Source organism: Modicisalibacter sp. MOD 31.J, assembly GCF_020147985.1.
In the GTDB taxonomy this organism is placed as follows: domain Bacteria; phylum Pseudomonadota; class Gammaproteobacteria; order Pseudomonadales; family Halomonadaceae; genus Modicisalibacter; species Modicisalibacter coralii.
This window is the reverse complement of the sequence record NZ_JAGXFF010000002.1, coordinates 935,416-953,566: the sequence shown is the minus strand read 5'-3', so window position 1 is coordinate 953,566 and position 18,151 is coordinate 935,416. Positions and strand designations below refer to the sequence as shown.

Below are 18,151 nucleotides of genomic sequence, written 5' to 3'. Positions count from 1 at the left end.
CGGGAGCGGTATGGCGAAATCGATCTACCGGGTGGTCTTCTACAATCAGGGGGAGATCTGGGAACTCTATGCCCGGGACATTTACCAGAGCGATCTGTGGGGGTTCATCGAGGTCGAGTCCTTCGTCTTCGAGGATGCCTCGAAGCTGGTGGTCGACCCGTCGAGCGAGAAGCTGCGGCGCACCTTCGAGGGCGTCAGCCGCAGCTATGTGCCGATGAACGCCATCGTGCGCATCGACGAGGTCGAGCGCGAGGGTACGCCCCGGGCGGTCAAGGCCGAGGGCAAGGTCGCGGAGTTCCCGCGGCCCTTCAACATGCCGCCCCGGGACGACGGATGATGATCAAAAAATGACCGATTTGTTGCCCTGGCAGGTCTCGCGGCCCGTCTGCTGATTCAACCACCCGGTTTTCCCAAGACTTATCCACAGAAAGTGTGGATGGGGACCAAGAGCCGGGCCGCCGACACGAACGGAATCGTGTCGGCGATGTCGACACATCGCGTGGAGCCAGCGCTCCCAGAGCCTTCCGACAGCTGAAGACAGCCGAAAAAAATGCTCAAGATCAAGACGTTGATGTCAAGCCTCGCACTGGGGCTGAGTCTCACCGGGGCGGCCGGACAGGCCGATGCCCAATCGACCGACGACACCCGCTGGGTGGCCGACGACCTCAAGGCCTTCGTGCGTAGCGGCCCCACCGACAACTATCGCATCGTGGGGGCGCTGACCTCGGGCGAGCCGGTGACGGTGCTGGGTACCCAGGGCGACTACACCCGGGTGCGCGCCGAGAGTGGCGATGTCGTGTGGATCAAGAACGACCAGCTGCAGGACCAGCGCAGCCTGAGCGAGCGGGTGCCGGCGCTGAAGGAGAAGGTCGCCACGCTCAGCGACAAGCTCGACGGCATCAACCAGACCTGGCAGTCGCGCACCGCGAGCATGACCGACACGCTCGAGGCCCGCGAACAGCGCATCGCCGAGCTGGAGCAGCGCAATGGCTCCCTCGACCAGCAGCTCGCACAGGCCCAGACGACCCTGCGCGAGCTGCAGGCGCGTCTGGACACCCAGGAACAGGATCTGCTGATGCGCTATTTCATGTACGGCGGCGGCGTGGCCGGTGCCGGTCTGGTCGTCGGGCTGCTGGTGCCGCACCTGCCGCGCCGCCGCAAGAAGCGCGACCGCTGGTTCTGAGGACGAGAGGCGAGACATGCCCAACGAATGGCTCGACCGCTGGCGGGAAGGCCGGATCGGCTTTCACCGCGAGACGGTGCATCCGGCCCTCGAGCGTTACTGGCCGACGCTCGAGATCGATACCCCCGGCAAGGTCCTGGTGCCGCTGTGCGGCAAGAGCCTCGACATGCGCTGGCTGGCCGACCGGGGCCACCCGGTGCTGGGCATCGAACTCGCCCGTCAGGCGGTCGAACAGTTCGTCGCCGAAGGCACGGGGGACGTGTCGCGCTACCGCCACGGGGTGTTCGAGGTCTACCGCCAGGCCAGCATCGAGGTGTGGTGCGGCGATTTCTTCCATTTCCACATCGATCAGGCGCTGGAGATCCAGGCCTTCTACGACCGGGCCGCGTTGATCGCGCTGCCCCCCGCCACCCGTCAGCGCTATGCCTTCCACCTCGCGCAATTGCTGCCGCCCGGGGCCAGGGGGCTGCTGATCAGCCTGACCCGGGAGCGCGACATGGAGAAGGGGCCGCCCTATTCGGTGGCGGCCGAGGAGGTGGAGCGGTTGTTCGCGCCGAACTTCGAACTCACCCAGTTGGCGGTGTCATCGCCGGACGAGGCGGGCCTGGCGGAGCAGGTGTGGCGCCTGGTGCGGCGCGGCCCGGGCCGCTGGCGCGCGTAGGGCAAGGTGCGGCGCCGGGCGCAGGGATCGAGAGGCGGGGTCAGCGTGACAGCAGCTCGCCGATCGCGGCGTCGCCGAAGGTCCGGTCGAGAGCGTCGCTGAGCAGCTCGGTCACCATCTGGTTGTTCTTGTCGTAATCCGGGGTCAGGGCGTAGCTCTGCGAGCGCCGGGAGGTGTAGACGCCGGTGTAGGTGGTGCCGTCGTTCTCGGCCACGGCCTGCAGCTTGGCGACCAGTTGCGCCTTGTCGAGCATCGCCTGGGCGTTGCCCTTGGCGTAGCTCAACTGGGTGAGGGTCAGCGTCAGGCTGGGGCGGCCCTCGGCGGGCTGGGAAGTCGGCTGGAAGCCCATCTGGCGCAGGGCGGCCTCGGCCTGGGACTCGAGCTTGGGGATCACGGTGTGCGCGGGCAGGGTGATGGTGTCGGTGGACATGCGCTTGCCGCTGCGTGTGCCCAGTACGTCCGACTCGCGCCCGTCGACCGTGGCCAGGGTGACCATCTGGCCGTCGCCGGCCCGTGGCAGGTTGCCGGAAACCGTCGGGTTGACGTCGAGATACTGCGGGCTCTGGGCGCAACCGGCGAGCAACAGCGTGGCCAGCAGCCCCATCAGGCCCAGCGCCCGGCGTGTGATTGGCATCGTGATTCCTCCCTTGTCGATGGCGGGCCGCCGGATCGAGACGGCCCTTCGGGCTGCAGTATAACGCCCCGGCTACCAGAGGGAGAGTCGTCAGGAGGCGCCGGCGGTGACTCGCCGAGCGGCGGCGCCATCGAAGCGATGCCAGCGATGCGGTTCGACGAACAGGCGCTGACCGCGGCGGATCGCCAGGCGCTCGAAGTCGGCGTGGCGCACGGTGGCCAGCCACGGCTCGGCGAGCCAGTCGGCCTCGAGCTCGACGCGCACCTCGGCCCCCACCGGCGATACCGCCGTCACGCAGACCGGCATGTGGGCGCGCTCGCTCGGCGCCTCGGCGAGGCGCAGCTCGTGGGGGCGCAGCAGCAGTTCCTCGCGGCCATCGTCGAGATCCACCGTCAGCCGCGCCGCGCCACACACGAACTGGCCGTCGCGGACGTCGCCCTCGAGGCGGTTGACGTCGCCCAGGAACTCGAACACGAAGCGGTTCGCGGGGCGGCGGTAGAGCGTCTCGGGCGCGTCGATCTGCTCGATGCGGCCGTCGCTCATCACCACCACCCGGTCCGATAGCTCCAGCGCCTCCTCCTGATCGTGGGTGACGAACACGCTGGTGAAGTTCAGCTCGTCGTGCAGGCGCCGCAGCCAGCGGCGCAGGTCCTGGCGTACCTTGGCGTCGAGCGCGCCGAACGGCTCGTCGAGCAGCAGCACGTCGGGCTTGAGCGCCAGGGCCCGGGCCAGCGATACGCGCTGCTGCTGGCCGCCGGAGAGCTGGGCGGGGTAACGGTCGGCGAACGCCTCGAGGCGCACCATCTCCAGCAGGCGCTGGACCCGGGCGCGGATCTCGCCGCGACTCGGCCGCTCGCGACGCGGCAGTACGGTGAGGCCGAAGGCGACGTTGTCGAACACGCTCATGTGCCGGAACAGCGCATAATGCTGGAAGACGAACCCGATGCGCCGGTCGCGCACGTGCACCCGGGTGACGTCGCGCTCGCCGAAGCGGATGGTGCCGCTGTCGGCGCGCTCCAGCCCGGCGATGATTCGCAGCAGGGTGGTCTTGCCCGACCCCGAGGGCCCGAGCAGGCCGACCAGCTCGCCGTCGCCGATCTCGAGATCGAGCGGTTCCAGCGCGGTGGTGCGGCCGAAATGCTTGGCGACATTGCTCAGTTGGATGCTCATGCGGCGGTCTCCCGGCGCGCGGCGCGCCATTCCAGCCCGGCCTTGGCGGCCAGGGTGAGCAGGGCGATCAGCGCCAGCAGCGATGCGGCGGTGAAGGCGCCCACGGTGTTGTAGTCCTGATAGAGCAGTTCGACGTGCAGCGGCAGGGTGTTGGTCTCGCCGCGGATCGAGCCGGATACCACCGACACCGCGCCGAACTCGCCCACCGCCCGGGCGTTGGTGAGGATCACCCCGTAGAGCAGGGCCCAGCGGATGTTGGGCAGGGTCACCCGGCGGAAGATCGTCCACCCCGAGGCGCCGAGGGTGACCGCGGCCTCTTCCTCGCGGGCGCCCTGGGCCTGCATCAGCGGGATCAGTTCGCGGGCGACGAAGGGGCAGGTGACGAACAGGGTGACCATCACGATCCCCGGCCAGGCGAACATCAACTGGATGTCGTGGCTGTCCAGCCAGCCGCCGAGCCAGCCGTTGCGGCCGTAGAGCAGCAGGTAGACCAGACCCGCGACCACCGGCGAGACCGCGAACGGGATATCGATCAGGGTCTGCAGCAGACGCCGCCCGGGGAACGCGAAGCGGGTGACCAGCCAGGCCAGGAAGACCCCGAACACCAGGTTGACGGGGATGGTCAGCAGGGCGACGAACAGCGTCAGGCCGATCGCCGCCAGCGTGTACTCGTCGCTGAGGTTGGCCCAGAAGGTCGTCACGCCCTCGGCGAAGGCCTGGGCGAAGATCGCCACCAGCGGCAGCAGCAGGAACAGCGCCGCGAGCAGCACGGCGAGACCGATCAGCAGCCGGCGCGTACCGGGCGTGTCACCGATGCGATGCATCATCGACCTCCATGCAGGCGCCGGATGAAGCGGCCCTGCCACAGGTTGAGCGCCAGCAGCAGGACCAGCGACGTGGCCAGCACCACCGAGGCGATCGCCGAGGCGCCCACGTAGTCGTATTCCTGCAGCTTGACGAAGATCATCAGCGAGGTGATCTCGGTCTCGTAGGGCATGTTGCCGGCGATGAAGATCACCGCGCCGAATTCGCCCAGCGAGCGCACGAAGGCCAGGCCGGTGCCGGTGACCAGCGCCGGCCACAGGTGCGGCAGGATCACCCGCCGAAAGGCCTTGGCGTCGCTGGCGCCGAGGGTCAGCGCCGCTTCGTCGACCTCGCCGGGCAGGTCCTCGAGCACCGGCTGCACGGTACGCACCACGAAGGGAATGCTGGTGAAGGCCATCGCCAGGGCGATGCCTACCCAGGTATAGGCGATCTCGATGCCCAGCGGCGCGAGCAGCCGCCCCATCCAGCCGTTGCTCGAATACAGCGTCGCCAGGGTGATGCCGGCGACCGCGGTGGGCAGGGCGAAGGGCAGGTCCATCAGCGCATCGAGCAGGCGCCGGCCGGGAAACTCGTAGCGGACCAGCACCCAGGCCATCAGCAGGCCGAAGACGGCGTTGATCAGCGAGGCCACGGCGGCGCCGCCGAGGGTCACCAGGTAGCTGGCGACCACCCGGCCTTCGCTGATGATCGCCCAGTACTGCGCCAGGCTGAGCTGCGACAGTTGTCCGACCAGGCTGGTCATCGGCAGCAGCAGAACCAGCGACACGAACAGCAGGGTCACGCCCAGCGAGAGCCCGAACCCCGGCAGTACCCGCTGGGACGCTGCCCCGGTCAGCACGGCGAGTCGGCTCATCGACGCTGCAACTGGTCCAGCACGCCGCCGCTGGCGAAGTGGGTGTCCATCACCTGTTTCCAGCTACCGAAGACGTCCTCCACCCGCAGCAGTTGCGTGTCGGGGAAGCGGTCGGCGAATTCGGCCTTCACCGTCTCGTCGTTGACGCGATAGTTGAAGCCGGCCAGCAGGCGCTGTGCCTCCTCGGTGTAGAGGTAGTCGAGGTAGTCGTGGGCCAGCTCGCGGTTGCCGTTGCGTTCGGCGTATTCCTCGACCACCGCCACCGGGAACTCGGCGAGGATGCTCACCGGTGGCACGACCACGTCGTACTCGTCGCTGCCGTATTCCTGGCTGATGTTGTTGACCTCGGATTCGAAGCTGATCAGCACGTCGCCGATGTTGCGCTCGACGAAGGTGGTGGTGGCGCCGCGACCGCCGGTATCGAACACCTTGACGTTGCCGAGGAAGCGCTTCATGAAGTCGCGGATCTTCGCCTCGTCACCGTCGAACTTCTGGTCGGCGTAGGCCCAGGCGGCGAGATAGGTGTAACGCCCGTTGCCCGAGGTCTTGGGGTTGGGGAAGACGATGTCGACGTCGTCGGCGACCAGGTCGTCCCAGCTCTCGATGTGCCTCGGGTTGCCCTCGCGCACCAGGAAGGCGGTGGTGGAGAAGTAGGGGGAGGCGTTGTTGGGGAACTGCTGCTGCCAGTCCTCGGCGACCAGGCCGGCGTCGGCGAGCACGTTGACGTCGGTGACCTGATTGTAGGTCACCACGTCGGCCTTGAGGCCCTGGAGGATGGCACGGGCCTGCTTGGACGAGCCACCGTGGGACTGCTTCACCTCGACGCTCTGGTCGTGGCTGGCTTGCCACCAGTCGACGAACTTGGGATTGATGGTGGCGAAGAGCTCGCGGGCAATGTCATAGGAGGAGTTGAGCAGTTCGCGATCGGCGGCCATGGCCGGGGAGGCGATCCCGCCGGCCAGGGTGGCGGCGGTGGCCGTGGCGACGACGCTGCGCCGCAGGAAAGTGAAGAACGGCATGTCGGCTCCAGGAAACGTGTGAGTTGAGCGAAGGCTAATCCAACTCCAATGGAATGACAACAATGCCGGTTATTCGTTATTTGAATAAGCGTGTCGCGGCTCTCTCATATCGGCCTCAGCGCGGTGAGGCGTCACGGGGCGCCGACAGGGGGCGGCTGACCAGCCACAGGCCGATGGCCGGGCCGGGCAGCAGCAGCCAGCTCAGCCACACGCCACTCACCGGCCACAGCGGCATCAGCAGGATCAGCGAGAGCACCGAGATACCGAAGCCGATGGCGTTCTGCAGGGTCAGGCCGGTGCCCAGCAGTGCCGCCGGGCAGGCCCGCGCCGAGAGCGCCGAGAAATGCGCCGAATCGACGATCGCCAGCGCGCTCCAGACGCCCAGCAGGACCACGTGCCAGGAAGCGGGCAACTGACTCAGCCACGGGTAGAGCAGACAGCAGCCCGCCGAGCCGGCCAGGCCGGCGGCCGCCACGGCACGGCTGCCGACGTGCTGACTCAGCCAGCCGCCCAGCCAGCAGGCCGGGCCGCCGATGGCGATCAGCGCGAAGCTGCCCAGCGCCAGCGTGACGGCGTCGGTGCCGGGCAGGGCGTGAGCCAGCAGCAGCGGCAGCAGGGCCCACAGCGTGTACAGCTCCCACATGTGACCGAAGTAACCCCCGGCGGCGCGTCGATAGCCGGGAATCCGAAACACGCTGACATCGAGCCGGATGCCGGGGCGTGAACGCCCTCGGTGGTCGCGTCGTGTGGCGCGCATGGTCTCGGGCTCGCCGAGGGTCAGGAGCATCGCGCCACCGCCGAGCGCCAGCAGCGAGGCGCCCCACACCGCGCTGGCCCAGGGCAGTTGCCAGCGATCCAGCAGGCTCAACCCCTGCAGGGCATGGGGGAGCGCCGTGCCCAGCACCAGCATGCCCACCAGCCAGGCCAGGCCCAGTCCGGTGCGTCCCGGTGCCCAGCCGACCATCAACTTCATGCCGATCGGATAGATGCCGGCCAGCGTCATGCCGGTGATCAGGCGCAGGCCGACCGCCGGCCACAACCCGCCGGCGAAGGGCAGCAGGGCATTGCTGACGGCGCCGATCAGGCAGGCGAGCGCGAACAGGCGGCTGGCATCGAGGCGGTCGGCCAGGCCGCTCAGGCCGATGCCCAGCGTACCCAGCAGAAAGCCGACCTGCACCGCGCCGGTCAGCCAGCCCAGATCGGTGGGATCCAGCGACCAGACCGTCTGCAGCGCGCCGATCACCGCGTTGGGGGTGAACCACAGGGCGGTGCCGAACCATTCGGCGAGGGCGATCACGAGTATCGGCATGCAGCGTCTCCGGGCGGCGTCGGCTTCCGATTGGCCCATGGCGGTGCCGATGTGTCGATGACACCTTGGTCGCGGCGTGGCGTTTCGCGGGGGCGGGCGGGCCCCGCTACGGGCCCGCCCGGCGAGCGACGGGTCAGAGGCCCATCGCCGAGGAGGTCGAACGGCGCGGGTCGGCACCGCCGTAGAAGACGCCGTCGTCGATCAGGATCGACTGCGCGGCGCCCATCGCGTCCTGCTGGCTGACGGTATGCCCCATCGCCTCCAGCAGCGCGATGGTGTCGGGGCTCACGCCCTGCTCGATGCGGATCTCGTCGGGCAGCCACTGATTGTGGATGCGCGGCACGCTGACCGCGGTCTGGACGTTCATGTCGTGGTCGATGACGTTCATCAGCACCTGCAGGGTGGTGGTGATGATCCGCGAACCGCCGGGGCTGCCGGTGATCAGGAAGTTCCGGCCGTCCTTCTTGACGATGGTCGGGGTCATCGACGACAGCATGCGCTTGTTGGGTTCGACCTTGTTGGCCTCGCCGCCGATCAGGCCGTAGGCGTTGGGCACGCCGGGCTTGGCCGAGAAGTCGTCCATCTCGTTGTTGAGCAGGAAGCCCGCCCCGTCGACGACGATCCCCGAGCCGTAGCTGAAGTTGATGGTGTAGGTGTTGGAGACCGCCAGGCCCTGGTCGTCGGCGATCGAGAAGTGGGTGGTCTCGTTGGATTCGTAGGGCAGCGGCTTGCCGGGGGCGATCTCGCTGCTCGGCGTGGCCCGGTCTAGCGGGATCTCGGTGCGCAGCGCCTCGGCGTAGGCCTTGGAGGTCAGCCCCGCGAGCGGCACGTCGACGAAGTCGGTGTCGCCCAGGTACTTCGAGCGGTCGGCGTAGGCGCGCTTCATCGCCTCGGCCATGAGGTGGATGGTGCGCGCCGAATTGAAGCCCATGGCGCCGATGTCGTAGCCCTCGAGGATGTTGAGCATCTGCACGATGTGCACGCCACCGGAGGAGGGCGGGCTCATGGCGTAGACGTCGTAGCCGCGGTAGCTGCCGTGGCTGGGCTCGCGGATCGTCGGCTGATAGGCGGCGAGATCCTCACGGGTCATCAGGCCGTCGTGCTTTTGCATCTCGGCGGCGATCAGTCGGGCCGTCTCGCCCTCGTAGAACTCGCGCGGGCCCTGGGTGGCGATACGCTTGAGGGTGGCGGCGAGCTGCGGCTGGCGGTAGATCTCGCCCACCCGGTAGCTGCTGCCGTCGGCCTTGAAGAACTTGGCGCGGGTCGCCGGCCACTTCTCGAGCCGGTCGCGGGCCTGTTCGACGCCGTCGACGAAGCGCTGCGGCAGCGGAAAGCCGTTCTCGGCCAGGTCGATCGCCGGCGCCAGGGCCTCGGCGAGGCTCAGGGTGCCGTACTCGTCGAGCGCCAGCGCCAGCCCGGCCACCGTGCCGGGCACCCCGGAGGCGTTATGGGTATAGCGGGACAGTTCCGGGACGGCCTCGCCGGCGTCGTTCTGGAACATCGTCTCGTAGGCGTGGGACGGGGCCTTCTCGCGGTAGTCGATGGCGATCACCTTGTCGCGCTTCTCGTCGGAGATCAGCATGAAGCCGCCGCCGCCGATGTTGCCGGAGCGCGGCTGGGTCACCGCCAGGGCGAAGCCCGCGGTCACCGCGGCATCCACGGCGTTGCCGCCATCGGCGAGCACGTCGTGGGCGACCTGCGAGGCCAGGAAGTGACTGGTGGCGACCATGGCGTGGCTGCCGACCTCGGGGTGGAAGCGTTCACCCTCGAGGATCGCCCGGGAATCGGCGAGGGCGGGCGGAACGCTGGTCACCAGCGTGGTGGTGACCAGCAGGCTGAAGAGATGGCGTATCGGACGGTGCGATCGACGAGGGGCGGTCGGCATCGGAAGCTCTCCCTGGCAGGACGGATGAAGGATCCCTTTAACTATCGACGCCGCTGCACGGGCCTGCAAACCCGGCGCCTACAGAGCCGGACGTTGTCGGTTAGAATGTCGACTTTCGCCAACCCGACGAAGAGCCATGCCCGACGTGACCAACGACTTCAAGATTGCCCCTTCGATCCTTTCCGCCGACTTCGCCCGGCTGGGTCAGGAGGTGGACGACGTGCTCGCCTCCGGTGCCGACATCGTCCACTTCGATGTCATGGACAACCACTACGTGCCCAACCTGACCATCGGGCCGATGGTCTGCGAGGCGCTGCGCAAGCACGGCGTCACCGCGCCCATCGATGCGCACCTGATGGTCAAGCCGGTGGACGACCTGATCCGTCAGTTCATCGACGCCGGGGCGAGCTACATCACCTTCCATCCCGAGGCTTCCGAGCACATCGACCGCTCGCTGCAGCTGATCCGTGACGGCGGCTGCAAGGCGGGTCTGGTGTTCAACCCGGCGACGCCGCTGCACTACCTCGACTACGTGATGGACAAGCTCGACATGGTGCTGCTGATGAGCGTCAACCCCGGCTTCGGGGGGCAGTCGTTCATTCCCGGCACGCTCGACAAGCTCCGCGAGGCGCGCCGGCGCATCGATGCCAGCGGCCGGGCGATCCGCCTCGAGGTCGACGGCGGGGTCAAGGCCGACAACATCGCCGAGATCGCCCGGGCCGGCGCCGATACCTTCGTCGCCGGCTCGGCGATCTTCAAGGCGCGCAACGCCGACGACCCGCATCGCTACGACAGCGTGATCGAGACGCTGCGCCGCGAGCTCGCCGGGATCTGAGCGATGACCGAGAGCACGGCCGAGCCGCAGTGCTGGTGGCTGTACGTCGTCGAGACCGCGGCGGGGGCGCTTTATACCGGTATCTCGACCGATGTCGAGCGGCGTTTTCGCGAGCATCGGCACGGCCGACGCGGGGCCCGCGCGCTGCGTGGCAAGGGGCCCCTGCGGCTCGTGCACTGCCAGCGGGTGGGCGATCACGGCGATGCCCTGAGGCTGGAAGCCTGGCTCAAGCGCCAGAGCGCGCCGGCCAAGCGCGCCTGGCTGGCGACACGCGGTGGCGAGGCGGCATCGCCGCCTCAGTCGGCGGCGGCCAGTGCCGCGAAGACCCGTGCGACGGCCTCGGCGCCCGGGTCGACGACGCCGTCGAGCGACTCGGGCGGCACGTAGGCCGAGCGCCCGGCCCGGGCCTGGTGCATGTCTGCCGTGGCGTCGGCCCCCTGGCGGGCGGCGCGCGCGGCCGCCTGCCATCCCTGCCCGTCTTGCAGGGCCTCGATCGCCGGCAGCAGGGCGTCGAGCATCGTCCGGTCACCGGCGCCGGCGCCGCCGTAGACCTGCAGGCGCTCGATGCCGGCGGCGAGCCGCGCAGCGGGCGTGGCGTCATCGCTGGCGGCTGCCGCGGTGAACAGGATCGACAGCAGCACGCCGCTGGAGCCGCCCATGTCGCGGGCCAGGCACTGGCCGATACCGGCCAGCAGCGCCGCAGGATGGACCGTATCGAGGCGCCGTGACGTGAGGGCCCGGCGCACCGAGGCGGCGCCTTCCGCCAGGCTGCTGCCGGCGTCGCCGTCGCCGCTGCGGGCGTCCAGGGCGTCGAGTTCCTCGCGCGCCGCGTCGAGCGCGTCCAGGGCGCGGCGCAGGGGCGCCGCCAGACGCTCGTCCTGGGGGGCGTCGTCGCGCAGGGCCTCATCGTCGCTGTCCAGCCTCGGCGAGAAGGTCGCGGGTGGTTGCAGCCGGGCAAGACCCGGCCAGGCCGGCGCCGTGGTGGGCGCGTCCAGTGCCGCCAGCAGGTCGTCGTCGGCGGGGGCGAGGGTGACCGAGAAGCCGGGCATGTCCAGTGAGGTCATCAGCGCGGCCGGGCCGATCAGGTCGGTGGCGTCGTCGCCCAGGCGCGCGATCAGCGAGGCACCGAGTACTGCCATTTCCTGGGTCGAGCAGCCGCCCAGGTTGTTGAGCAGCACGACCCATGGCGGCGCCGCGTCGCGGCGGGACAGGGCCTCGCACAAGGGGCCCAGCACCAGTCCCATCGCCTCGTCGGCGTCGTTGGGGGCGACCCGGCGGGCGCCGGGCTCGTTGTGGATGCCCAGGCCCAGCTCGGCGTCGTGCCGGGTCTCTGTCTGGCCGGGCAGGGTGGCGCCGCCCAGGGCCATGCCCAGCGAGGCCATGCGACGACAGAGCGTCTCGGCGCGTTGCCGGACCGATTCCAGCGATTCGCCCTGGCGGGCGTGATGGCCGGCGACCTTGTGCACCAGCAGGGTGCCGGCGAGGCCGCGCGGCTGGGCGGTATCGGGCAGGGCGATGTCGTCGCCGACGATCACCATGGCGACCTTCAGGCCCTCGCCGCGGGCACGCTCGGCGGCCAGGCCGAAGTTGAGCCGGTCGCCGGTGTAGTTCTTGACCACCAGCAGGCAGCCGGCCTCGCCGCAGGTCTCGCGGATCGCCGCGAGGACCGCCTCCACGCTGGGCGAGGCGAACAGGCTGCCGGCGATCGCGCCGGTCAACATGCCGTCGCCGATGAAACCGGCGTGGGCGGGTTCGTGACCCGACCCCCCGCCGGAAAGCACGGCGACCTGCTCGCGGCCGTGGCTGTCGCGGCGCCAGTCGGCGCGGACCAGGATGCGCACGCCGCTGCCGGGCTCGGCGATGCGCAAGGGCGCCGCGTGGGCGGTGGCGGTCAGGGTCTCGTCGACGACCCGTGACGGCGCGTTGAAGAAATGCTGCATGGTGGTCCTCCCCGCTCGCTGTGCCATCGAGCATGGCGGGGCGAACCGCTCAGTGCAACTTCATCTTGGGCCGCAGGAAACGGTTGAGGCCGTCGACGATCACGGTCATGCCGGTCTTGACGGTGCCGTGGATCGAGCGCTGGTGCATGCGGTACAGCGAGGCATAGAACAGCTTGGCCAGCCGCCCCTCGACGAACAGGCTGCGCGCCGAGGCGCCGCGCATCAGGCTGCCCACGGCGTCGAAATGCGCCAGCGAGATCAGCGAGCCGCGATCGCGGAACACGAACGCCTTGAGCGGCTTGTCGGCGAGCGCCGCGAGCAGATTGCGATAGAGCCGGCTGGCCTGCTGGTGGGCCGCCTGGGCGCGCGGCGGTACACGCTTGCCGTCGGCCTGGGGACAGGCCGCGCAGTCGCCCAGGGCGAAGATGCGCGGATCGTCGACGCTCTGCAGGGTCGGCTCGACGCGGATCTGGTGGTTGCGCTCGGTGGTCAGGCCCAGCTCGGAGAGAAAGGCCGGCGCGCGGATACCGGCGGCCCAGACGTTGAGCGCGGTCTGGATGCGCTCGCCGTCGGCGGTGACGAAGCCCGATTCGTCGGCGCAGGTGACCCGGGTGTCGACGTGGATGTGCACGCCGAGCTTTTCCAGTTCGCGATGCACCGTGCGTCCGAAACGCTCCGGCAGGGCGGGCAGGATGCGCGGGGCGGCCTCGATCAGGTGGACGTCGAGCTTGCCGCTGTCGAGCGAGGTGAAGCCGTAGTTGTGGAGCATCTTCGAGGCATCGAAGAGTTCGGCGGCGAGTTCCACGCCGGTCGCCCCGGCGCCGACCAGACCCACCGACAGCGTGGGATGGCTGCGCCGCTCGGGATCGCTGTAGCGCATGAAGGTCTTGAGCATGTCCTTGCGGAAGGCCTCGGCCTGCTGCGGGCTGTCGAGGAAGTGGCAGTGCTCGGCGACCCCGGGGGTGCCGAAGTCGTTGGACACGCTGCCCAGCGCCAGCACCAGGTAATCGTAGTCGATCCGGCGCGCCGGCAGCACCACGCTGTCGTCGTCATCGAGGATCGGCGCCAGGGTGAGGGTGCGCGCCTCGCGATCCAGGTCGCTCAGGGTGCCGCGCTGGAAGCGGTAGCCGTGGGCCTTGGAGTGGCCCTGGTAGGAGACCTCGTCGAGCCCCGAGTCGAGCACGCCGGTGGCGACTTCGTGCAGCAGCGGCTTCCAGATGTGGGTGGGGTTGCGGTCGACGAGGACGATGTCGGCGCGGCCTCGCTTGCCGAGGCGATGACCCAGGCGGGTCACCAGCTCCAGCCCGCCGGCGCCGCCGCCGACGACCACGATGCGTGGGATGGCCATGTGTGGCTCCTTGGAAGGTGGGAAAGGACGAACGAAAGCACGGTGTCGCCAGGGTCAGGGAGCGGCTCGGGTCCGGAGGACGAGGGCGTGCGCCTGGAGTCGGCGACGAATGGGGCCTAGGATAATCCTCCCCATGAAGGATTCCTACGCTTTGGGGCCCCAAGGCGGGGTGTTTTTTTCGTAATATTACATGCGTGATCGGCAATAGCTGCCGCCAACCGACCGGGAGAGCGTGATGACAGACCCCCTCGAAGGCATCCGTCTGGTGGTCTTCGACCTGGACGGGACACTGGTCGACTCGGTGCCTGACCTGACCGTGGCCGTCGATGCCATGCTCGGCGACATGGATCTGCCCGCCGCCGGCGAGGCGCGGGTGCGCGACTGGGTGGGCAACGGCGCGCGCAAGCTCGTCGAACGGGCCCTGGCGCACGCCTTGGGCGGAGACGTCGACGAGGCGCGGCTGGAAAGGGGGCATCAGGCCTTTCTCCGCCATTACGGCGAGGCGCCCTGCGTGCACACCCGACTTTATCCGGGGGTGCGCGAGGCCCTCGAGGGGCTGCGCGAGCGCGGCCTGCGCCTGGCACTGGTGACCAACAAGCCGCACGCCTTCATCGCGCCGATCCTCTCCGCGCTGGGTGTCGAGGGACTGTTCGAGTTGACGGTGGGTGGCGATTCCCTGCCGCGCCGGAAGCCCGACCCGCTGCCGCTGACATACGTGGCCGAGCGTCTCGGGATCGCCCCGGGGCAGGCGCTGATGGTCGGCGATTCGCGCCACGACATCGAGGCCGGCCGCCGCGCCGGTTTTCGCACGCTGGCGGTGCCCTACGGCTACAACCACGGTGAACCGGTGGGGCTTGCCGGTCCGGACGGCGAAGTTGAATCGCTGCGGGAACTCGTTTAGGGTGATTTCGCCCGCCCAAGAGGGGGCCCCACCCCCGAGATTCGGCAAACAACGGACCCGTACCATGCTGAATGCACGTCAGTCTTCGAAGGCCCTTTTCGCGCCCTGGCGCGCGCCGACCGCCGACGCCCGTCGCTGGCGATGGTGACGCCCGACCGGCCGTGACGCCGCGGTCCCGCGACAACCGAGACTTTCCACGCCTTCGAAGGAACTGACGGGTATGATGACTCCCGAACGCTTTGCCGAGCTGGCCGAGGCCGGCTACAACCGCATCCCGGTCACCCGCGAGGTCCTCGCCGACCTCGATACGCCGCTGTCCACCTACCTGAAGCTGGCCGACGCGCCCTGGACCTTCCTGCTCGAATCGGTGCAGGGCGGCGAGAAGTGGGGCCGTTACTCGATCATCGGCCTGCCGTCCCGCGAGCGCATCGAGGTGCGCGGCTTCGAGGTCCGCCACCTCGTCGACGACGAGATCCTCGGCGCGGGCGAGGTCGACGATCCGCTGGCCTGGGTCGAGGAGTTCCAGGGGCGTTTCAAGGTGCCCCGGCTCGATGATCAGCCGCGCTTCGACGGCGGCCTGGTGGGCTATTTCGGCTACGACACCATCCGCTACATCGAACCGCGCCTGCGCGGGGCGCACGTCGCGGACAAGCCCGATCCCATCGGTGTTCCCGACGTCCTGCTGATGGTCTGCGACGACCTGGTGGTGTTCGACAACCTGTCCGGGCGGCTGACGTTGTGGACGCACGTCGATCCGTCTGACGCCGGCGCCTACGAACGGGCCACCCAGCACCTCGAGGCGCTCGAGGTCCGGCTGCGCAGCGCCACGCTCAATACCGTCAGCCCGGGCACCGGCCGCGACAGCGTGTCGGAGGACGACTTCCATGCCAGTTTCAGCGAGCAGGGCTACAAGGACGCGGTGGCGCGCATCAAGGAATACGTGCGGGCCGGTGACGTCATGCAGTGCGTGCCCTCACAGCGCATGTCGATCCCCTTCCAGGCGCCGCCGCTGGATCTCTACCGCGCGCTGCGCAGCCTCAATCCGTCGCCGTACATGTTCTTCCTGAACCTCGACGATCATCACGTGGTGGGCTCCTCGCCGGAGATCCTCACCCGTCTCGAGGAGGGCGAGGTCACCGTGCGGCCGATCGCCGGGACCCGTCCGCGTGGCGCCACGCCCGACGAGGATCGCGCGCTGGAGGTCGACCTGCTCGAGGACCCCAAGGAGATCGCCGAGCACGTCATGCTGATCGACCTGGGTCGCAACGACATCGGCCGCATCAGCGAGACGGGCTCGGTGACCGTCACCGACAACATGGCGGTGGAGCGCTACTCCCACGTCATGCATATCGTTTCCCAGGTCACCGGCCGCCTCAAGCCGGGGATGAGTGCCATGGACGTGCTGCGTGCCACCTTCCCGGCGGGCACGCTCTCCGGGGCGCCCAAGATCCGCGCCCTGGAGATCATCGACGAGCTCGAGCCGGTCAAGCGCGGCATCTATTCGGGCGCGGTGGGCTATCTCTCCTGGCACGGCAACATGGACATGGCGATCGCCATCCGCACCGCGGTAATCAAGGATGGCGAACTGCACGTGCAGGCCGGGGGCGGGATCGTCGCCGACTCCGATCCCGACAGCGAATGGCAGGAGACGATCAACAAGCGTCGCGCGCTGTTCCGTGCCGTGGCGATGGCCGAGCGCGGGCTCGACAACCTGTCCTGAGACGTTCCGCGGGACCTTCGTACAGGCGGCTCACCTCGGTGGGCCGTTTTTCATTGCAGGGATTTGTCGGCTTTCGGTTAATTACACTTAATTTTTCCCCTGGCGCGCCGATTGGGAGGGCAGGTGGTTTCACCACATCCACGCGCGTTCGAAGGGAAAGATACCTATGCATGACATATCGATTCGGCGAAGTCTGACCTTCGCCCTGGCGGCCCTGGTGATCATGATCGGCTTGATCAGTGCCCTGGGCATCTATGCCAATAACGCCAGCTCGACGGCGGTGGATGAGTTGTCGGAGATCAACGTCGAGCAGGCCAACACGATCAACCGCACCCAGGTCAATCTGCTCAACACCGCCTCGGCGCTCAAGGAGTACGCGACACTCAGCCAGCAAGGCGATACCCAAGGGGCACAGCTCAGCAAGACACAGGCCCGTGACTATCTCGCGCGGGCCCGCGAGCGTTTCGCCCAGTTCCAGGCGGTGCCGGTGGCGGCAGACTCGCAGCGTGCGCCTTACGTCGATCGGATCACCCAAACCTATCAGACGATCGTGACGGACTCGCTGGAGCCCTTGCTGGCGGATCTCAGTCCGGATGCCGTGCGGCAGCGGGCGGTTGCCATGAACGACGACTTCGCACGCTTCGACGAGGCCGTGCGTGACTTCGTGCGCTATATCGAGTCCCGCGGCGATGAATTGATCGGCGAGACATCACGCATGGGCGGCATCGTCACGCTCGTCGCCGTCGGCCTGCTGGTCGTCGCGGTGCTGCTCGCGGTCGTCCTGCGCCAGGGGATGATCCGCCTCGTCGTCGGCCCGCTGGAACAGGCGGTCGCGCATTTCGAGCGCATCGCGCAGGGCGATCTCACCGCGCGCATCGAGGCGCGGGGGCGTAACGAGATCGGCCAGTTGTTCGCCGCTCTCCAGCGCATGCAGCAACGGCTGATGGAGGTCGTGAGCTCGCTGCGCGAGAGCAGCGAGAGTGTCTTCACCGGGGCTCGTGAAATCGCCGCGGGGAGCCAGGATCTGTCGTCGCGCACCGAGGAGCAGGCGTCGGCGATCCAGGAAACCGCCTCGAGCATGGAGGAGATGGCCTCGACGGTGCGCCAGAACACCGACTCGGCGCTCGAGGCGGATCGCTTGTCCAGTCAGGCATCGACATCCGCCGAGAGCAGTGGCGAGGAGGTCGAGCGTACCGTGACGCTGATGCGCGAGATCGCCGAGAACTCGAAAAAGATCAACGACATCATCCAGGTCATCGATTCGATCGCCTTCCAGACCAACATCCTCGCCCTCAATGCCTCGGTGGAAGCCGCACGGGCCGGCGAGCAGGGGCGTGGCTTCGCCGTGGTGGCCGGAGAGGTCCGCTCGCTGGCGAGCCGCAGTGCCGACTCCGCCCGCGAGATCCGCGCCATGATCGAGGCCTCCACGTCGCGCATCGAGAAAGGCGCCCAGCAGGCCGAGCGCAGCGGCGAGACCATCTCCCAGACGGTGGAGTCGATCCGCCGTGTCGCCGAACTGATGAGCGAGATCTCCCACGCCACCCGTGAACAGAACGGTGGTATCGAGCAGATCAACGACGCCCTTACCCAGATGGATTCGGCCACCCAGCAGAATGCCGCCCTGGTGCAGCAGTCCAGCGCCGCGGCGAGCTCGCTCGAGGATCAGGCGCAGCATCTACAGGCGATCGTCGGAACCTTCCAGCTCGACGCCGCCGTGGCCAGCCTGCCGGCATCCCGCAGCGCCGCCCCGGGCTCGCGCGCCGAGGCCGACGCGACCACCGGCCGGGGGGCGGCGGGCCGGCATGTCAGGTCCGTCACCGCGGAGGCGGACTGGAGCGAGTTCTGAGCCTGTCATCGCCAGTCGGGCC

Annotated in this window: 17 protein-coding genes; 8 read left to right on the top strand and 9 right to left on the bottom strand. The window is 68.7% G+C overall.

All coding sequences use genetic code 11. The features are described 5' to 3' along the window. Positions 1-10 precede the first annotated feature (10 nt). From KGR00_RS10105 to tmpT, 3 genes are all read left to right on the top strand, one after another. Positions 11-337 carry a DUF1820 family protein gene (locus KGR00_RS10105; protein ID WP_129139640.1) on the top strand — a complete coding sequence of 109 codons (327 nt, stop codon included), beginning with the start codon at positions 11-13 and terminating at the stop codon, positions 335-337. A 234-nt stretch (positions 338-571) separates the two neighbouring features. After that, positions 572-1,183 carry a TIGR04211 family SH3 domain-containing protein gene (locus KGR00_RS10100; RefSeq protein WP_224416913.1) on the top strand — a complete coding sequence of 204 codons (612 nt, stop codon included), beginning with the start codon at positions 572-574 and terminating at the stop codon, positions 1,181-1,183. Positions 1,184-1,199: 16 nt separating this feature from the next. Continuing rightward, complete coding sequence (gene tmpT, locus KGR00_RS10095) at positions 1,200-1,844, top strand: thiopurine S-methyltransferase (RefSeq protein WP_224416914.1); 645 nt, start codon at positions 1,200-1,202, stop codon at positions 1,842-1,844. A gap of 40 nt (positions 1,845-1,884) precedes the next feature. On the opposite strand, the gene KGR00_RS10090 is transcribed toward tmpT, so the two are convergent. The 7 genes from KGR00_RS10090 to ggt all read right to left on the bottom strand — a co-directional run bounded on the left by KGR00_RS10090 (position 1,885) and on the right by ggt (position 9,539). Beyond that, entirely contained in the window at positions 1,885-2,478 is a 594-nt protein-coding gene (locus KGR00_RS10090; RefSeq protein WP_129139643.1) for a YajG family lipoprotein, read from the bottom strand. Between the two features lie 90 nt (positions 2,479-2,568). Continuing rightward, positions 2,569-3,648: a TOBE-like domain-containing protein gene (locus KGR00_RS10085; RefSeq protein WP_224416915.1), complete on the bottom strand. Its 1,080-nt coding sequence runs from the start codon at positions 3,646-3,648 to the stop codon at positions 2,569-2,571. Then, positions 3,645-4,472: a sulfate/thiosulfate ABC transporter permease CysW gene (gene cysW, locus KGR00_RS10080; protein ID WP_224419788.1), complete on the bottom strand. Its 828-nt coding sequence runs from the start codon at positions 4,470-4,472 to the stop codon at positions 3,645-3,647. The genes KGR00_RS10085 and cysW overlap by 4 nt, the downstream gene beginning before the upstream one ends. Next, complete coding sequence (cysT, locus tag KGR00_RS10075) at positions 4,472-5,326, bottom strand: sulfate/thiosulfate ABC transporter permease CysT (protein WP_224416916.1); 855 nt, start codon at positions 5,324-5,326, stop codon at positions 4,472-4,474. The genes cysW and cysT overlap by 1 nt, the downstream gene beginning before the upstream one ends. Continuing rightward, complete coding sequence (gene cysP, locus KGR00_RS10070) at positions 5,323-6,345, bottom strand: thiosulfate ABC transporter substrate-binding protein CysP (protein ID WP_224416917.1); 1,023 nt, start codon at positions 6,343-6,345, stop codon at positions 5,323-5,325. Before cysP ends, cysT begins: the two co-directional genes overlap by 4 nt. Positions 6,346-6,460: 115 nt before the next feature. Next, on the bottom strand, positions 6,461-7,654 hold the full coding sequence (locus KGR00_RS10065) for an MFS transporter (RefSeq protein ID WP_224416918.1): 1,194 nt from the start codon (positions 7,652-7,654) through the stop codon (positions 6,461-6,463). 133 nt (positions 7,655-7,787) lie between these two features. Beyond that, positions 7,788-9,539 carry a gamma-glutamyltransferase gene (gene ggt / locus KGR00_RS10060; protein ID WP_224416919.1) on the bottom strand — a complete coding sequence of 584 codons (1,752 nt, stop codon included), beginning with the start codon at positions 9,537-9,539 and terminating at the stop codon, positions 7,788-7,790. A 136-nt stretch (positions 9,540-9,675) separates the two neighbouring features. Between ggt and rpe the strand changes: the two genes are divergently transcribed. Further along, positions 9,676-10,374, top strand: a complete 699-nt coding sequence (gene rpe / locus KGR00_RS10055) for a ribulose-phosphate 3-epimerase (protein WP_224416920.1) — start codon at positions 9,676-9,678, stop codon at positions 10,372-10,374. A 3-nt stretch (positions 10,375-10,377) separates the two neighbouring features. Then, positions 10,378-10,761 carry a GIY-YIG nuclease family protein gene (locus KGR00_RS10050; protein ID WP_224416921.1) on the top strand — a complete coding sequence of 128 codons (384 nt, stop codon included), beginning with the start codon at positions 10,378-10,380 and terminating at the stop codon, positions 10,759-10,761. Here the strand turns inward: KGR00_RS10050 and KGR00_RS10045 are convergent. Together KGR00_RS10045 and KGR00_RS10040 are read right to left on the bottom strand one after the other, a co-directional pair. Continuing rightward, a complete protein-coding gene (locus KGR00_RS10045) occupies positions 10,671-12,314 on the bottom strand; it encodes a dihydroxyacetone kinase subunit DhaK (RefSeq protein ID WP_224416922.1) in 1,644 nt (547 codons plus the stop codon). The genes KGR00_RS10050 and KGR00_RS10045 overlap by 91 nt on opposite strands. Positions 12,315-12,363: 49 nt before the next feature. After that, positions 12,364-13,662 carry an NAD(P)/FAD-dependent oxidoreductase gene (locus tag KGR00_RS10040; RefSeq protein WP_224416923.1) on the bottom strand — a complete coding sequence of 433 codons (1,299 nt, stop codon included), beginning with the start codon at positions 13,660-13,662 and terminating at the stop codon, positions 12,364-12,366. Positions 13,663-13,897: 235 nt separating this feature from the next. Here KGR00_RS10040 and KGR00_RS10035 point away from each other — a divergent pair, with 235 nt between their 5' ends. The 3 genes from KGR00_RS10035 (at position 13,898) to KGR00_RS10025 (ending at position 18,129) form a co-directional block, all read left to right on the top strand. Continuing rightward, positions 13,898-14,563, top strand: coding sequence for a phosphoglycolate phosphatase (locus KGR00_RS10035; RefSeq protein WP_224416924.1), 666 nt, complete (start codon positions 13,898-13,900; stop codon positions 14,561-14,563). 223 nt (positions 14,564-14,786) lie between these two features. Next, positions 14,787-16,283: an anthranilate synthase component I gene (trpE, locus tag KGR00_RS10030; protein ID WP_129139660.1), complete on the top strand. Its 1,497-nt coding sequence runs from the start codon at positions 14,787-14,789 to the stop codon at positions 16,281-16,283. A 166-nt stretch (positions 16,284-16,449) separates the two neighbouring features. Further along, positions 16,450-18,129 (top strand): methyl-accepting chemotaxis protein, encoded by a 1,680-nt coding sequence (locus KGR00_RS10025; protein ID WP_224416925.1) that lies wholly within the window; start codon positions 16,450-16,452, stop codon positions 18,127-18,129. The last annotated feature ends 22 nt before the right edge of the window (positions 18,130-18,151 follow it).

What these genes read in the sequence shown, in the direction of transcription:
- KGR00_RS10105 (WP_129139640.1), top strand. Translation starts at nt 11, where the DNA reads ATGGCGAAATCGATCTACCGGGTGGTCTTCTACAATCAGGGGGAGATC.
- KGR00_RS10100 (WP_224416913.1), top strand. Translation starts at nt 572, where the DNA reads ATGTCAAGCCTCGCACTGGGGCTGAGTCTCACCGGGGCGGCCGGACAG.
- tmpT (WP_224416914.1), top strand. Translation starts at nt 1,200, where the DNA reads ATGCCCAACGAATGGCTCGACCGCTGGCGGGAAGGCCGGATCGGCTTT.
- KGR00_RS10090 (WP_129139643.1), bottom strand. Translation starts at nt 2,478, where the DNA reads ATGCCAATCACACGCCGGGCGCTGGGCCTGATGGGGCTGCTGGCCACG.
- KGR00_RS10085 (WP_224416915.1), bottom strand. Translation starts at nt 3,648, where the DNA reads ATGAGCATCCAACTGAGCAATGTCGCCAAGCATTTCGGCCGCACCACC.
- cysW (WP_224419788.1), bottom strand. Translation starts at nt 4,472, where the DNA reads ATGCATCGCATCGGTGACACGCCCGGTACGCGCCGGCTGCTGATCGGT.
- cysT (WP_224416916.1), bottom strand. Translation starts at nt 5,326, where the DNA reads ATGAGCCGACTCGCCGTGCTGACCGGGGCAGCGTCCCAGCGGGTACTG.
- cysP (WP_224416917.1), bottom strand. Translation starts at nt 6,345, where the DNA reads ATGCCGTTCTTCACTTTCCTGCGGCGCAGCGTCGTCGCCACGGCCACC.
- KGR00_RS10065 (WP_224416918.1), bottom strand. Translation starts at nt 7,654, where the DNA reads ATGCCGATACTCGTGATCGCCCTCGCCGAATGGTTCGGCACCGCCCTG.
- ggt (WP_224416919.1), bottom strand. Translation starts at nt 9,539, where the DNA reads ATGCCGACCGCCCCTCGTCGATCGCACCGTCCGATACGCCATCTCTTC.
- rpe (WP_224416920.1), top strand. Translation starts at nt 9,676, where the DNA reads ATGCCCGACGTGACCAACGACTTCAAGATTGCCCCTTCGATCCTTTCC.
- KGR00_RS10050 (WP_224416921.1), top strand. Translation starts at nt 10,378, where the DNA reads ATGACCGAGAGCACGGCCGAGCCGCAGTGCTGGTGGCTGTACGTCGTC.
- KGR00_RS10045 (WP_224416922.1), bottom strand. Translation starts at nt 12,314, where the DNA reads ATGCAGCATTTCTTCAACGCGCCGTCACGGGTCGTCGACGAGACCCTG.
- KGR00_RS10040 (WP_224416923.1), bottom strand. Translation starts at nt 13,662, where the DNA reads ATGGCCATCCCACGCATCGTGGTCGTCGGCGGCGGCGCCGGCGGGCTG.
- KGR00_RS10035 (WP_224416924.1), top strand. Translation starts at nt 13,898, where the DNA reads ATGACAGACCCCCTCGAAGGCATCCGTCTGGTGGTCTTCGACCTGGAC.
- trpE (WP_129139660.1), top strand. Translation starts at nt 14,787, where the DNA reads ATGACTCCCGAACGCTTTGCCGAGCTGGCCGAGGCCGGCTACAACCGC.
- KGR00_RS10025 (WP_224416925.1), top strand. Translation starts at nt 16,450, where the DNA reads ATGCATGACATATCGATTCGGCGAAGTCTGACCTTCGCCCTGGCGGCC.